Source organism: Bradyrhizobium sp. UFLA03-84 (assembly GCF_002289535.1).
GTDB classification, from domain to species: Bacteria; Pseudomonadota; Alphaproteobacteria; order Rhizobiales; family Xanthobacteraceae; genus Bradyrhizobium; species Bradyrhizobium viridifuturi.
This window is the reverse complement of record NZ_NSJY01000017.1, coordinates 679,829-693,612: the sequence shown is the minus strand read 5'-3', so window position 1 is coordinate 693,612 and position 13,784 is coordinate 679,829. Positions and strand designations below refer to the sequence as shown.

The 13,784-nt window shown below is 62.9% G+C and carries 14 protein-coding genes; 8 read left to right on the top strand and 6 right to left on the bottom strand.

The window, feature by feature from the left end; translation table 11 throughout:
• Nucleotides 1–4 precede the first annotated feature (4 nt).
• Complete coding sequence (locus tag CK489_RS35980) at nucleotides 5–1,186, bottom strand: lanthanide ABC transporter ABC transporter substrate-binding protein PedA1 (RefSeq protein ID WP_095735606.1); 1,182 nt, start codon at nucleotides 1,184–1,186, stop codon at nucleotides 5–7.
• A gap of 176 nt (nucleotides 1,187–1,362) precedes the next feature.
• On the opposite strand from CK489_RS35980, the gene CK489_RS35975 reads away from it, so the two are divergent.
• On the top strand, nucleotides 1,363–1,839 hold the full coding sequence (locus CK489_RS35975; protein ID WP_095735757.1) for a DUF3280 domain-containing protein: 477 nt from the start codon (nucleotides 1,363–1,365) through the stop codon (nucleotides 1,837–1,839).
• A 13-nt stretch (nucleotides 1,840–1,852) separates the two neighbouring features.
• Here CK489_RS35975 and fghA read toward each other — a convergent pair whose 3' ends face one another.
• The gene (gene fghA / locus CK489_RS35970) at nucleotides 1,853–2,692 is read right to left on the bottom strand and encodes an S-formylglutathione hydrolase (protein ID WP_095735605.1); all 840 of its coding nucleotides are present in this window, start codon (nucleotides 2,690–2,692) and stop codon (nucleotides 1,853–1,855) included.
• A 30-nt stretch (nucleotides 2,693–2,722) separates the two neighbouring features.
• On the bottom strand, nucleotides 2,723–3,343 hold the full coding sequence (locus CK489_RS35965; RefSeq protein WP_095735604.1) for a response regulator transcription factor: 621 nt from the start codon (nucleotides 3,341–3,343) through the stop codon (nucleotides 2,723–2,725).
• Between the two features lie 181 nt (nucleotides 3,344–3,524).
• On the opposite strand from CK489_RS35965, the gene CK489_RS35960 reads away from it, so the two are divergent.
• On the top strand, nucleotides 3,525–4,898 hold the full coding sequence (locus tag CK489_RS35960) for a histidine kinase (protein ID WP_095735603.1): 1,374 nt from the start codon (nucleotides 3,525–3,527) through the stop codon (nucleotides 4,896–4,898).
• Here the strand turns inward: CK489_RS35960 and CK489_RS35955 are convergent.
• Nucleotides 4,879–5,274, bottom strand: coding sequence for a YkvA family protein (locus tag CK489_RS35955; RefSeq protein WP_095735602.1), 396 nt, complete (start codon nucleotides 5,272–5,274; stop codon nucleotides 4,879–4,881). The genes CK489_RS35960 and CK489_RS35955 overlap by 20 nt on opposite strands.
• Nucleotides 5,275–5,304: 30 nt before the next feature.
• Complete coding sequence (locus tag CK489_RS35950; RefSeq protein WP_050628685.1) at nucleotides 5,305–6,279, bottom strand: helix-turn-helix domain-containing protein; 975 nt, start codon at nucleotides 6,277–6,279, stop codon at nucleotides 5,305–5,307.
• A gap of 420 nt (nucleotides 6,280–6,699) precedes the next feature.
• Between CK489_RS35950 and xoxF5 the strand changes: the two genes are divergently transcribed.
• The 5 genes from xoxF5 to CK489_RS35925 all read left to right on the top strand — a co-directional run bounded on the left by xoxF5 (nucleotide 6,700) and on the right by CK489_RS35925 (nucleotide 11,959).
• A complete protein-coding gene (gene xoxF5, locus CK489_RS35945; RefSeq protein ID WP_050628636.1) occupies nucleotides 6,700–8,505 on the top strand; it encodes a lanthanide-dependent methanol dehydrogenase XoxF5 in 1,806 nt (601 codons plus the stop codon).
• Nucleotides 8,506–8,629: 124 nt separating this feature from the next.
• The gene (locus CK489_RS35940; RefSeq protein ID WP_050628684.1) at nucleotides 8,630–9,112 is read left to right on the top strand and encodes a c-type cytochrome, methanol metabolism-related; all 483 of its coding nucleotides are present in this window, start codon (nucleotides 8,630–8,632) and stop codon (nucleotides 9,110–9,112) included.
• 50 nt (nucleotides 9,113–9,162) lie between these two features.
• Nucleotides 9,163–10,272, top strand: coding sequence for an S-(hydroxymethyl)glutathione dehydrogenase/class III alcohol dehydrogenase (locus CK489_RS35935; protein WP_095735756.1), 1,110 nt, complete (start codon nucleotides 9,163–9,165; stop codon nucleotides 10,270–10,272).
• Nucleotides 10,273–10,305: 33 nt separating this feature from the next.
• Complete coding sequence (gfa, locus tag CK489_RS35930; protein WP_050628634.1) at nucleotides 10,306–10,869, top strand: S-(hydroxymethyl)glutathione synthase; 564 nt, start codon at nucleotides 10,306–10,308, stop codon at nucleotides 10,867–10,869.
• 136 nt (nucleotides 10,870–11,005) lie between these two features.
• A complete protein-coding gene (locus CK489_RS35925; protein ID WP_095735601.1) occupies nucleotides 11,006–11,959 on the top strand; it encodes a hypothetical protein in 954 nt (317 codons plus the stop codon).
• Between the two features lie 9 nt (nucleotides 11,960–11,968).
• Here the strand turns inward: CK489_RS35925 and CK489_RS35920 are convergent, their stop codons facing one another.
• The gene (locus tag CK489_RS35920; RefSeq protein ID WP_095735600.1) at nucleotides 11,969–12,424 is read right to left on the bottom strand and encodes a hypothetical protein; all 456 of its coding nucleotides are present in this window, start codon (nucleotides 12,422–12,424) and stop codon (nucleotides 11,969–11,971) included.
• 215 nt (nucleotides 12,425–12,639) lie between these two features.
• Here CK489_RS35920 and CK489_RS35915 point away from each other — a divergent pair, with 215 nt between their 5' ends.
• Nucleotides 12,640–13,782 carry an epoxide hydrolase family protein gene (locus CK489_RS35915; RefSeq protein WP_095735599.1) on the top strand — a complete coding sequence of 381 codons (1,143 nt, stop codon included), beginning with the start codon at nucleotides 12,640–12,642 and terminating at the stop codon, nucleotides 13,780–13,782.
• Nucleotides 13,783–13,784: the final 2 nt, after the last annotated feature.

Below are 13,784 nucleotides of genomic sequence, written 5' to 3'. Positions count from 1 at the left end.
TCCCTCACTGCAGCTTGCACTTCGTTTCAGGCCGGTCAACACCGAGCGTGTCGAGCTCGGAGACCTGGTGCAGGAAACCTTCCTGCGGCGAGACCGAAACGACCATACGACCATCGGCCAGCAGGATCGGCTGGCGGAGCTGCCAATTCCAGTCTCGCAGGGTCAGTCGCGTGCCCTTGAAGGCGGCGATCGAGAAATCCTTGCCCTTGAGGAAGGCGATGACCTTCTTGGGATCCCCCGAATTGGTGCGGGACGTGGCTTCCCCGATCATGCGCGCAGCGGTCCAGGCCTGCATGTCGAGCGCCGTCATGCGGCGCATGTTCAGCTTGACGAAGCGGTTCTGGATCTGGACCGCACCCCATTGGTCATGAGCCGCGTCCCAGCTGGTCGGCACCAGGCCAGCCGAGCCCGCCACCGGGCGCGGGTCCCAGGTCCGGTAGGGCAGATAGTTCGCGAACACCTCGCTCTCGTCGGCGGCGACCAGCACGTCGTATGCCGGCGCCTGCTGCGTGAATACCGGCATCTGGCGCTGGATCAGCGTCACGCCAGAATCGGTGCGGCGCGCGCCGCCGGTGTCCTCGAAGGTGCGTTCTTGGACGATCTTGGCGCCGAAACGGGTGGCCGCGCGGCGCAGCGCGTCGGCGTAGAGTTTGTCCTGATCATGCGAGCCTGTCACCAGAAGCCAGCGCCTCCACTGCTTCCAGACCAGGTACTGGCCGAGCGCGTCCGCCAGCATCGAGCGGGTCGGCGCGACATGGATGACGTTGCCGCGGCAGTCCTGCTCGCGCAGCCGGTCGTCGATCGCGCCCGCGTTCAACAGAACGGTGCCACGGTCGCGCAGTGCATCGGCGACCTTGAGCAGTGCGTCGGCCGGCAGGTCGGTGATGATATAGTCGCTGTGGCCGGCGAGATCGGTCGCGACCTTGACGACGTCGTCGCTATCCTTGACCTTGACCTCGTCGAGCGCGAAGCGCTGGTTGAGGAATTTTCCGGTCGTATTGTTGTCTTCGATCGCAAGGCGTGCGCCGGCGATGCCGTCATTGTCGGCCGGCTGTTCGACCAGCGAGAGCGTCGATTTCACACCGGCATGGCCGAGATAGCCGATATGGATCTCGACGGGATCAGCCGCCAGCGCTCCGGTCGCCACTATGCTGAGCGCGATCGTGCCGATCAGCCATCGGAACATAACTCCTCCCGCAGTCTTTCTTCACTCGGCACGGCATTGTCGGACCATGCGTTGACATGCAAGATGACGAAATTGGCCCGGCTTGCAACCCCGCTTTTTGTCGTTGCGAGGTCACAAATTTCGATTGGTTCACAATGATGAGATCAGCGTCCGCCATCGTCCTATCTTTGCTGGTGATGTCTGGGGCTGCGCGCGCCGAGCCGCCCAAGCTCGCGGTGTTCGACCTCGAGATGATCGATACCAGCCTGCAAGGCGAGATGAACGGGCCACGGACCGACGAACAGGCGCGGCTGCTCCGCACCGGCGAGCAGGTACGCAAGGAGCTCGCGGACTCCGGCAAGTTCCACGTGCTCGACATCGCACCTGTCAATGCTGCGGCGCACGGCAGCAATCTTCAGGCCTGTGGCGGCTGCGACGTGAAGCTGGCCGGCGAGTTGGGGGCCGACCTTGCGATGACCGGCGTGGTGCAGAAGGTCTCCAACCTCATTCTCAACATCAACCTCTATCTGCGCGACGTGCACACCGGGCAATTGGTGGCTGCAGCGAGTGCTGATATGCGCGGCAATACCGACGAATCCTGGTCGCGCGCCACCGATTACCTCATACGAAACCGCCTGCTCGCGCCGAACTACGGCGCGCCGCAAGCGCGTTAGCGCGATGCGATCGTCAGGCCTTCAGCCGCGCAGCATGCCAGCGCAGATGGTCGGCCATGAAGGTCGAGATGAAGTAGTAGCTGTGGTCGTAGCCGGGCTGGCGCCGCAGGGTGAGCGGGATGTTCGCCTTCTCGCATGCAGCCTTCAGCAGCTCGGGCCGCAATTGCTCGGTGAGGAAGCCGTCGGCATCGCCGTAGTCGACCAGAAGGTCGGAGAAGCGCGCGCCGTCATCGATCAACGCGACCGCATCGTGCCTGCGCCACGCCTGCTTGTTGCTGCCGAGATAGCCGCCGAGCGCCTTGTTGCCCCATGGCACCTGTGATGGCGCCACGATCGGCGCAAACGCGCTCGCCGCGCGATAGCGATCGGGATGGCTCAGCGCCACGGTCAGCGCGCCATGACCGCCCATGGAGTGACCGAGGATCGATTGGCGCGTCGTGTCGACCGGAAATTGCTCCGCGATCAGCTTCGGCAACTCCTCGGTGACGTAGCTCCACATCCGGTAATTGGTCGCGAACGGCCGCTCCGTCGCATCAACATAGAAACCGGCGCCGAGGCCAAAATCGTAGGAATTGGCGGGATCGCCGGGGACGCCTTCGCCGCGTGGGCTGGTATCCGGTGCGACGAAGATCAGGCCGAGCTCGGCGCAGGCCTGGCGAAATTCGCCCTTCTCAGTGACGTTGGCGTGCGTGCAGGTCAGGCCCGACAGGTAGGTCACGACAGGCAATTTGGCGCCGGCCGCATGCTCCGGGACGAACACCGAGAACGTCATGTCGGTCTTGGTCTCGCGGCTGGGGTGGCGGTAAACGCCCTGCGTGCCACCATGCGACTTGTTCTGGGAAACCGTCTGCATCGTCGTATTCCTTTGTGTTGGCGCGCGGCGTCAGGCGACGCCGCTCTCGATCGCGAGGCGCACCAGCTCGGCCGAAGTACGCACGCCAAGCTTTTGGCGCATGATCGATGACGTGTTCGCGACCGTCTTGTATGACGAATGCACGAGCCAGGCGATTTCCGATAGGCTCTTGCCGGAACTGAGCAGGCGCAGGATCTCCATCTCGCGCGACGTGAGCTTGGAGAGCGGATTTTGCGCAAAGCCCGGCCGTGCAAAGGCAACATTGCGGGCGATCGCCGGCGGCAGATAGACGCCGCCATTGCCGACCTCGCGCACCGCTTCCACCAGGTCGTTGGGATCGCCGGTCTTCGAGACGTAGCCCTTGGCGCCGATGTCGATGGCACGGGCGGCGAACACCGGGTCGTCGTTCATGCTGAACATGATGAGGCGCGCCGACGCGTCACGCGTCAGGATGCGGCGGGCGAGCTCGAAGCCGGAGACGGTCGGCAGATTGATGTCGATCACGCAAAGATCGGGCTTCTCCGCGACGAAAGCCCGCTCGCCGCTCTCGGCATCAGATGCTTCGAGCAGGATGATCCCGGGATCGTCGGCGAACACGGTGCGACAACCGGAAGCAACGATGGGATGATCATCAACGATCAGAATGCGCATGGCGTTGTTCCGGCGACCTGCTTCGATTCACGCGGCGTCACATCGGCTAGCACGAAGAACACCTCGGTTCCGACCGGTTGTGCACCTCGCACGGGATTGCGATAGGGTGCGATTAGATAGCCGGGCAAATTTGGCTGTCAACGATCCTCTCGGAGGAGGGATCGCGGTCGGGGGCAACGTCATGTGGCAAAAGCTATCCTTGCGCGCACGGATCAACCTGCTGCTCGCGCTGATACTGGCGCTTGGACTGGGCATCAATATCGCGCGGCTGGTGCTGGAGGCGGGACCTCGCGTGCAGGCAGAAGACCAAAGCGTTATCCGGCTGGCGCGCGAGTTTGTTACGACCATCGTAGCCGGTCTCGACGAGGCGCCGGACCCGGATGCGCGGCTCGACCAGATCGTGCAGGACCTGAGCCGGCTGCGTCACGTCAGCATCACGCGGCAGGATGACGCGACCGCAAAGTCTCCCGGGCGGCCGGAGGAGGCCACCGATCCGCGCGCTCCGCCGGAGTGGTTCGTCGCGCTGGTTCATCCCGAGCAGACCTCGGTGCGGGTGCCGATTTCGGTTCACGGCAAGCCGCAATCGCTTGTCATCACTTCGCATCCCGACGACGAAATCGCCGAGATCTGGGACGGCATCGTCACCCAGCTCGAGGTCGGCTCCGCGATCGCGGTCGCGCTGCTGCTGGTGACCATGCTGGTGGTCGGCCGTGCCCTGGCGCCGCTGGAGGCGTTGTCGCAAGCCATGACCGGCATCGAGGCTGGGAATTACGACGCACGGGTCGAGCCCGGCGGATCGCCTGAATTGGCCGCGATCTGTGCCAAACTGAACCATTTGGCGGCGACCCTTGGCGAGGCCGTGGATAGCAAACGACAGCTCGCCGAACGTGCCGTCTCGCTGCAGGATTCCGAGCGGAAGGAGATCGCGCGCGAACTGCACGACGAGTTTGGGCCCTATCTGTTTGCACTGCGCGCACATGCCGGCGCGCTGAACCGGCTGTCGGAGGTGGACAAGGCGGACCCTGCCGTATTGCGCAAGCACAGCAATGCCATCCTCGAGCAGGTCAACGCGCTCCAGCAGTTCACCCGCCGTATCCTGGAGCGATTGCGGCCGGTGGGATTGGCCGAGCTTGGGCTTGCGGAAGCGCTCGGCGCGCTGGTGCGGTTGTGGAGCGAGACGCACCCGGAGGTCGAGATCGAGAGCCGTATATCGCCCACACTCGGCGATACCGGCGAGATGGCCGATTTGACGATCTACCGCATCGTCCAGGAAGCGCTCACCAACGTGTTCCGCCACGCCGGCGCAACGGCGGTCCATATTACCATCGAACCTGTGGAGCGACAGCCGGGCTCGCGCGGCAGCCGCGGCGGCGCGCTGGTGCGGGTTCGCGACAACGGCCGCGGCATGCTAGCCGATCACAGGCTTGGTCGCGGCCTGACCGGCATGCAGGAGCGGATCCTGGCGCTCGGCGGCTCGCTCAAGATCAACTCCACCGATGATGGCGTGACGGTCGAAGCGCTGGTGCCGAAGGCCGCTACCGCGGCAAGTATCTGAAGGCGGCCCACGCCAGCGCCAATGCGCCGGCGAACCAGAGCACGATGATTGCGATCATTCCGCCGCGACTGCTGGGACGCTGCAATAGCGCGCTGGCCTTGGTGCGGCACTCCTCCATCACTTCGTCCGGAACGAGCGCGAGCGCGAGCCAGATGCCAAGCGGCAGCAGAATCAGATCGTCGAGATAGCCGATGACCGGGATGAAGTCCGGGATCAGGTCGATCGGGGAGAGCGCATAGGCTGCCACCGCGACCGCCACGGCTTTTGCGTGCCACGGTACGCGCGGATCACGCGACGCGAGATATAGCGCAACGCTGTCCCGTTTGAGGTTGCGCGCCCAGGCCTTGATTGACGAAAACTTGATGGCGAACAGCATGGCGTGACGCCTGCACGCCGGACAGAAGCACTATTCCAGCACCACATCCACCGGCAGGCCGCCGTGGAGACCCTTGTGGACGGAAGAGGGCGCGATACCGAAGTACTTCCGGAACACGCGGCTGAAATGGGACGAACTCGAGAAGCCCCACGAGAAGGCGACGTCGGTGATGGTCTTGCCGTTCTGCGATTCCAGCTCCTGACGGCAATTCTGCAACCGGGCCTTCCAGATGTAGTCGCTGACCGTCATTCCGCGATCGCTGAACAGCATGTGCAAATAGCGCTTCGAGCAGCCGAGCGCCGCCGAAATGCGGTCGATGCACAGATCGGGATCGCGCAGATGCTCGCGGATGAAGCCCTGGGCCCGCACATAGGTCGCCTCGGCACTGCCGCGGTCGAACATGGCGCCGGTCTCGCGCAGCGGCAGCAGCAGCAAATCGATCAGCGCATCGGCGACGCCGACCGCGTTGACCGGGGTTAGCGTCGGTGCCTCGCCGAACGCGGCATGGACGAAATCATAGGCGATGCGGCCGGTGCCGTTGCGCGCCGAGAGCTTGCACGGCGCCATCTTGGAGAGCTGGAAGCCGCGCTCCTTGAGCAGGTCCTTCGGAACGATGACGACCTCGTGACGCGTCAGGGACGGGCTGATGATCGTATGCGGACAGGACACGTCGTAGGCGAAGCAGTCGCCCGGCATGATGTCGAAGTGCAGGCCGTCCTGCTCGAAATGCGAGACGCCGTGGGTCTGGAATACGATCTTGATGTAGGGGTGCTCGCTCAGTTTGATGCGCGAGATGGTATGCGCGATCCGGTGCTGGCTTGCCTCGATCTGGCACAGCTTCAAGCGTGAGACCGTCGTGAAATTGATGCGGCCCTCGAGCGAGGACCCTTCCAGCGCATCGACGTCGAACTGACCGCAGAGGTCAGTGAGCGCATCCGACCAGCGCTGGATCTGCCGCTTGGGCGTCAATCCGTTCGTGCTGAGTGAATGGACTGTATCGGACATCTTTCCAGCCACCGATTCGATCCCCAACGTGACTGCTCACCGAGCTCAATCTGGCTTGGGACGATGCGCCTTCTCCCTGATTCTGAACAGCTTAGGGAGGTGGCGGGATTTCTTCCCGGTTAATGTCGGGTGATCCTCCGACTTAGTTCTGGGCTCGTCAAGCGCAACCTTAGAACGCGTCAATCTGGCGCTTCGAATTTGCTGGCCGCGATTGATGCCCTGCAACATGAAGCAACCCTTTCCACCCATTCGGGGCCGGCCTGCAAAAATCTGTCGCAGCTTCGCTTTTGAGCAAACGCCTCTTCTCTATTGGGCAAGTCAGCACGGTTCGATCGGATTACGACTGGAGCACCAAAATGGAAGAAGTGGGGCCGTTTCGGCGGAAACCCTTGAGCTCTTGAACCTGGGAGGAAATCCACGATGCGCAAGATGCTTTACGCGACTGGTCTTGGGGCAATGGCGGTGTTTGCCGTCGGAGCTGCCAGCGCCAACGACGAACTCCACAAAATGTCGCAGAACCCGAAAGACTGGGTGATGCCGACCGGCGACTACGCCAATCAGCGCTACTCGAAGCTGAATCAGATCAACGCCCAGAACGTCGGAAAGTTGCAGGTAGCGTGGACGTTTTCGACCGGCGTGCTGCGCGGCCACGAAGGCGGCCCGCTGATCGTCGGCAACATGATGTACGTGCATACCCCGTTCCCGAACAAGGTCTACGCTATTGACCTTTCCAAGGACAACCAGATCGTCTGGAAGTACGAGCCGAAGCAGGATCCGAACGTCATTCCGGTGATGTGCTGCGATACCGTTAATCGCGGCGTCGCCTATGGCGACGGCAAGATCTTCCTGCATCAGGCCGACACCACGCTGGTCGCGCTCGATGCCAAGACCGGCAAGGTGGAGTGGACGGCGAAGAATGGCGATCCGAGCAAGGGCTCGACCGGCACCTCCGCGCCGATGGTGATCAAGGACAAGGTCCTGATCGGCATCTCCGGCGGTGAGTTCGGCGTGCAGGCTCACATGAGCGCCTACGACATCAAGACCGGCAAGCTGGTCTGGCGCGGCTTCTCGGAAGGTCCGGATGACCAGCTCCTGGTCGACGACAAGACCACCGAGCTCGGCAAGCCGATCGGCAAGGACTCGAGCCTGAAGACGTGGCAAGGCGATCAGTGGAAGATCGGCGGCGGCGCGACCTGGGGCTGGATTTCCTACGACCCCGAACTGAACCTCGTCTATTACGGATCGGGCAATCCCTCGACCTGGAATCCGAAGCAGCGTCCCGGCGACAACAAGTGGTCGATGACGATCTGGGCGCGTAACCCGGACACCGGTGTTGCCAAGTGGGTCTACCAGATGACCCCGCATGACGAATGGGACTATGACGGCGTCAACGAGATGATCCTCTCGGATCAGAGCATCGACGGCAAGCCGCGCAAGCTGCTGACGCACTTCGATCGTAACGGCCTCGGCTATACGCTCGATCGCGCCACCGGCGAACTGCTGGTCGCCGACAAGTATGATCCGAAGGTGAACTGGACTTCCGGCGTCGACATGAACAAGAGCTCGCCGACCTATGGTCGTCCGAAGGTTCTTGACGCGGCGTCGACCGACAAGGCCGGCGAAGACCACAACGTCAAGGGCATCTGCCCGGCAGCGCTCGGCTCGAAGGACGAGCAGCCGGCAGCCTACTCGCCCGAGACGCAACTGTTCTACGTGCCGACCAACCACGTCTGCATGGACTACGAGCCGTTCAAGGTGAGCTACACCGCAGGTCAGCCATATGTCGGCGCGACGTTGTCGATGTATCCGCCTCCCGGTGAGACCAACATGGGCAATTTCATCGCCTGGGACGGCAAGACCGGCAAGATCGTGTGGTCGAACAAGGAGCAGTTCTCCGTTTGGTCGGGTGCGCTCGCAACCGCCGGCGGCGTGGTGTTCTACGGCACGCTGGAAGGCTATCTGAAGGCTGTCGACGCGAAGACGGGCAAGGAGCTCTACAAGTTCAAGACTCCGTCCGGCATCATCGGCAACGTCACCACCTATGAACATGGCGGCAAGCAGTACGTCGCAGTTCTGTCGGGTGTTGGCGGTTGGGCAGGCATCGGCCTCGCGGCCGGTCTGACTGACCCGACGGCCGGTCTCGGCGCAGTCGGCGGCTATGCGGCGCTGAGCAACTACACCGCGCTCGGTGGAACGCTCACCGTGTTCTCGCTGCCGCAGCAGTGAGCTGAGCAAGCCTCGTTCCGGCGCATGGGGCGATCTCCATGCGCCGGTCCGTCTTCAATCCGCACGCGAGGATATGCTTTTGCGTAAGATCTGGTTTGTGACTGCTGCGATTTTCGTCGTGGCAATGGGAGGAGTTGCCTCTGCCGAAGCTCCCGGCGACCCGACAGCGGTCAAATCCGAGGACGGTAAGTATCTCGATAAAGACGGTAACCCGACCTACAAGGTTGAGGCTGACGGGACCGTGGATTGGTACACCTACTCCGGATATCGCCGATACCATTCGGAATGCCATGTTTGCCACGGGCCCGATGGCATGGGTTCGACGTACGCGCCCGCGCTGAAGGACTCGTTGAAAAGCATGAACTATGCCGATTTTCTCGGCGTGGTCGCGAGCGGACGCAAGAACGTCTCGACGTCACAGGAGAACGTCATGCCCGCGTTCGGCGACAATCCGAACGTTGCTTGCTACATGGACGACCTCTATGTGTACCTGCGCGCTCGTTCCAATGATGCGGTTGGGCGCGTACGGCCGGCCAAGCACGAAGACAAATCGGAAGCCTACGGCAAGGCGGAAGACGCCTGCATGGGTCACAACGACAAGAAGTGAGCGTGACCGGCGCGAATGACAAACCTGTTTGATGTTTTGTGGAGACCAAGATGAAGACCCGCGCCGCAGTCGCATTCGAAGCCAAGAAGCCGCTTGAGATCGTCGAGCTCGACCTGGAAGGCCCGAAGGCCGGCGAGGTCCTTGTCGAGATCAAGGCGACGGGCATCTGCCACACCGACGCCTACACGCTCGATGGTTTCGACAGTGAAGGCATCTTCCCGTCGATCCTCGGGCACGAAGGCGCGGGCATCGTTCGCGAGGTCGGCGCCGGCGTGACGTCGGTGAAGCCGGGAGATCATGTGATCCCGCTCTACACGCCCGAATGCCGCCAGTGCAAAAGCTGCCTCAGCCAGAAGACCAATCTCTGCACCGCGATCCGCGCGACGCAGGGCAAGGGCGTGATGCCCGACGGCACCTCGCGCTTCAGCTACAAGGGCAAGACGGTCTTCCACTATATGGGTTGCTCGACCTTCTCGAACTTCACCGTGCTGCCCGAGATTGCGGTCGCCAAGATTCGTGAGGACGCGCCATTCGACAAGAGCTGTTACATCGGCTGCGGCGTCACCACGGGCGTTGGTGCGGTCGTCAACACCGCCAAGGTGACGCCGGGCGCCAACGTCGTGGTGTTCGGTCTCGGCGGTATCGGCCTCAACGTGATCCAGGGCGCCAAGATGGTCGGCGCCGACAAGATCATCGGTGTCGACATCAATGACGCGAAGGATGCCTGGGGCCGTCAGTTCGGTATGACGCATTTCGTCAACCCGACCAAGGTTTCGGGCGATATCGTCCAGCACCTGGTGGGGCTGACTGACGGCGGCGCCGACTACACCTTCGACTGTACCGGCAACACCAATGTGATGCGTCAGGCGCTGGAAGCCTGCCACCGCGGTTGGGGCGTCTCGGTCGTGATCGGCGTCGCGGAATCCGGCAAGGAGATCGCGACCCGGCCATTCCAGCTCGTCACCGGACGGGTGTGGAAGGGCACCGCGTTCGGCGGCGCGCGCGGCCGCACCGACGTGCCGAAGATCGTCGACTGGTACATGAACGGAAAGATCCAGATCGATCCGATGATCACCCACGTGCTGAAGCTCGACGAGATCAACAAGGGCTTCGACTTGATGCACGAGGGCAAGTCGATCCGTTCGGTCGTCGTATTCTGAAATCAAAACACCAAGCACTAGGAGGATAGACCAATGACTGTTCATATCCACCCGTCGGTCGACAATGGCGTCAAACAAGGCTCCGGCAGTTTTGCCGGCGGCACGCTCGTCTGCAAATGCGCGGACAAGAAGGTCAAGGTCGGGGTCAAGGGCGATGTCGCCCACAACCACGCCTGCGGCTGCACGAAGTGCTGGAAGCCTGCGGGCGCCACCTTCTCGGTAGTCGCGGTCGTTCCGCGCGAGAACGTCACCGTGCTGGAGAACGGCGACAAGCTGAAGATCGTGGATAGCGCGGCGGTGATCCAGCGCCATGCCTGCACCGGATGCGGCACCCACATGTACGGTCGGATCGAGAACAAGGGCCATCCGTTCTATGGCCTCGACTTCATCCATCCCGAACTGTTCCAGGAGCAAGGCTCGGCAGCCCCGGGTTTTGCCGCCTTCGTGTCATCGGTGATCGAATCCGGCGTCAAGCCGGCCGATATGGCCGGGATCAGGTCGCGGCTGAAGGAGCTTGGGCTCGAGCCCTATGACTGTCTGTCGCCGCCGCTGATGGATGCGATCGCCACCCATGTGGCGAAATCCAAAGCGGCCTGACCAGGTTAGCCGACAGAGGCGGCCTGACCGGTTCGTCCTGACGAGATTCGGCGTCGGCAGAGAGCCTGCCGGCGACGGATATGCTGGTAGTACCCGTGACCTTGAACCTTGCATGCCTTGCGGGCGACCACAGGGCATGCATTTTATTTTCCGCCTTGCCCTCGTCCTGTCCCCGATCCTGACCCTGTCGCCGGCCAGCGCCGCGTCGCCGGAAGATCGCTACATCGCGACGCGTGACACCGCGATCGCCAAATTCGCCAAGCTGTCAAACGACAACAAGATCAACGAGGCCGTCGACAAGGCCGAGGCGGCCGCGCGCGACGAGCTCAAGGGGCAGCTGGCCGCGATCTTGTCCCAGCCCGCCCGGCCGGGCTTTGCGCCGGCCCAGCTCAATCTCGACACTCTATATAAGAGCGACATGGGGTTCGGCATGCTGGACGGCCTGCGCTTCGATGCCGACACCGGCAGGGACGGCGCCAAGATCGGCGAGAAGCGTGCCGACGGCAGCTTCGTCGAGCCGAAGGCCCATATCATCGTGACATCCGAAACCCTGTTCACCCGCTGGCTGCACGAGCACAAGACCTGGTGGGACAAGGGCAGCAAGAACGTGCCGCAGCAGATCGAGCCGGCCCTGAAGTTCGAGGGCCTCTACACCCAGGCGATCTCGACCGATGCGGCGGTGATCAACTTCAACGAGCTGCCGGTCGCCAAGCCGGCGTCGGTAACGCTTACCTACGGTTTTCTGGCCGGCCGCACCCAGGACTCGACGCCCGAGGCCGCCGACGAGGTTTTCGTCGCAGCGCTCGCCAACGGCAAGTTCTACATCGCCTATGGCGAGATCGAACCCACGGTCCAAGTGCCGGCCTGCACCGCGATCCGCGCCGACTACAACAAGAAGGCCGACGCCGCGGCCGAGAAACTCGAGCGCAAGCAGATCACCCGGGCGGCCTACGACAAGCTCGGCGACCTGCGCCAGCAGGGCGACGACGCATTCAAGCGCTGCTTTGTCCAGCAGGCGCCACGGCAGCCGGCCTTCGCCGCGGCCACCAAACAGGCTCAGTCGCTGCTGGAGACGGCGCTCGGCAAGTAGTCTAGCGCGCTATTCCCACTCGCCGAACAGCAGGCACATCCACACCACCTGCAAGATCGGCCAGGCCGCTATCGCGATGCACAGCAGCCCATGGCTGAGCGGCTTACCCTGTCGGCGCACCCTGTTCAGGGACGTAACCCCGAATGGGAGCAAGAGCACAAATGTCGGTACGAAAATCGCACCGTACAACACGACGAGCTCGGCATGCGCGGCAACGCCTTCCTGCGTGCAGGATTGCAGCAGAAAGAAGTACATGATGAGGAGAAGTGGAGCGAACAGGGCAGACGTTGCGGCCGGTGAAAACCCCGATGAAGCAATGCCAGGCGTCGTCACCCATCGCCTGATGATGATCCACGCCGACAAGAACATAATGAGCACCGGCAGCCCGATCTTCAACAGAACGTCTTGCACGTTCAGGATGCTCGTCAAATACAGTGCCACAATAATCTCCGTGAGCCGCAACATGCGTGCCTCGCTCGTGATTCACGCCGATCGATCGCCGCCTCTGTCTTAACAAGATGGCGAGGGCTGTGGCGGGCTTTGTCATGCAGAATTCGCGCTTTGTCGTGCAGGGTTTGTGCAGGCGACGGATAGGGGTACGTCAAATCGGGGCACTGATTTGATCAGCGAGCCGCGCGCCCCTATCTTGTCCGGAAAGTTCAGCATCCCCGGGAGACGCCATGACAAACGCCATCAGTCCGTTTCGCATCGCCGTCGGCGACAATGTCCTCGAGGATCTCCGCACCCGATTGCGCCGGACGCGCTGGCCGGAGGCCGAGCTGGTCGACGACTGGAGCCAGGGCGCGCCGCTCAACTGGATCAAGGACATCTGCCAGTATTGGGCCGAGACCTATGATTGGCGGCAGCGCGAGGCGCGGCTGAACCGGTTCAGCCAGTTCACCACCGAGATCGACGGACTCAACATCCACTTCATCCATGTCCGCTCAAAGCATCCGGAGGCGCGGCCCCTGATGATCACCCATGGCTGGCCGGGATCGGTGGTTGAATTCCACAAGGTGATCGAGCCGCTGACCGATCCGACGGCGCATGGCGGCAGCGCCGCCGATGCGTTCCATGTGGTGTGCCCGTCATTGCCGGGCTTCGGCTTCTCGGCCAAGCCGGCCGCGACAGGCTGGGGCGTCGACCGGATCGCGAAGGCCTGGGCCGCCCTGATGGAGCGGCTGGGCTACGCCAAATACTTCGCGCAAGGCGGCGACTGGGGCTCCGCGGTCACCACCGCGATCGGCGGGCAGGATCCGGCGCATTGCGCCGGCATCCACATCACGCTGGCGATGTCGACCCGGCCCAATGTCGAGGGGCAGCCGACGCCGGAGGAGACCCGCGCGCTCAACGGTATCAAATATTATGCCGACTGGGATTCCGGCTACTCCAAGCAGCAGTCCACCCGGCCGCAGACGCTCGGCTATGCGCTGACGGATTCGCCGAGCGGGCAGGCGGCCTGGATCCTGGAAAAGTTCTGGGCCTGGACCGACTGCGACGGGCATCCGGAAAACATCCTCAGCCGTGATGAACTGCTCGACAATGTCATGCTGTACTGGGTCACCGAGACGGCGACATCGTCGGCGCGGCTGTATTGGGAAAGCTTCGGGCCCGGCAAGCGAACCCCGCACAAGGTCAGTGTGCCGACGGGCGTTGCCGTGTTTCCCAAGGAGATCGTCACGCCGGTCCGCAAATGGATGGAGACGAACTTCACCAACATCCAGCACTGGAGCGAGATGCCGAAGGGCGGGCACTTCTCCGCGTTCGAGCAGCCCGAGCTGTTCGTTGGCGAGGTGCGGGAGTTCTTCGGGAAGCTGCGCTAAGC

Bases quoted from the DNA above. Each gene is read 5' to 3' on its own strand.
- CK489_RS35935 (WP_095735756.1), top strand. From the start codon at position 9,163: ATGAAGACCCGCGCCGCAGTCGCATTCGAAGCCAAGAAGCCGCTTGAG.
- CK489_RS35915 (WP_095735599.1), top strand. From the start codon at position 12,640: ATGACAAACGCCATCAGTCCGTTTCGCATCGCCGTCGGCGACAATGTC.
- CK489_RS35960 (WP_095735603.1), top strand. From the start codon at position 3,525: ATGTGGCAAAAGCTATCCTTGCGCGCACGGATCAACCTGCTGCTCGCG.
- CK489_RS35940 (WP_050628684.1), top strand. From the start codon at position 8,630: ATGGGAGGAGTTGCCTCTGCCGAAGCTCCCGGCGACCCGACAGCGGTC.
- CK489_RS35950 (WP_050628685.1), bottom strand. From the start codon at position 6,279: ATGTCCGATACAGTCCATTCACTCAGCACGAACGGATTGACGCCCAAG.
- CK489_RS35980 (WP_095735606.1), bottom strand. From the start codon at position 1,186: ATGTTCCGATGGCTGATCGGCACGATCGCGCTCAGCATAGTGGCGACC.
- CK489_RS35925 (WP_095735601.1), top strand. From the start codon at position 11,006: ATGCATTTTATTTTCCGCCTTGCCCTCGTCCTGTCCCCGATCCTGACC.
- CK489_RS35975 (WP_095735757.1), top strand. From the start codon at position 1,363: ATGTCTGGGGCTGCGCGCGCCGAGCCGCCCAAGCTCGCGGTGTTCGAC.
- gfa (WP_050628634.1), top strand. From the start codon at position 10,306: ATGACTGTTCATATCCACCCGTCGGTCGACAATGGCGTCAAACAAGGC.
- CK489_RS35955 (WP_095735602.1), bottom strand. From the start codon at position 5,274: ATGCTGTTCGCCATCAAGTTTTCGTCAATCAAGGCCTGGGCGCGCAAC.
- fghA (WP_095735605.1), bottom strand. From the start codon at position 2,692: ATGCAGACGGTTTCCCAGAACAAGTCGCATGGTGGCACGCAGGGCGTT.
- CK489_RS35965 (WP_095735604.1), bottom strand. From the start codon at position 3,343: ATGCGCATTCTGATCGTTGATGATCATCCCATCGTTGCTTCCGGTTGT.
- xoxF5 (WP_050628636.1), top strand. From the start codon at position 6,700: ATGCGCAAGATGCTTTACGCGACTGGTCTTGGGGCAATGGCGGTGTTT.
- CK489_RS35920 (WP_095735600.1), bottom strand. From the start codon at position 12,424: ATGTTGCGGCTCACGGAGATTATTGTGGCACTGTATTTGACGAGCATC.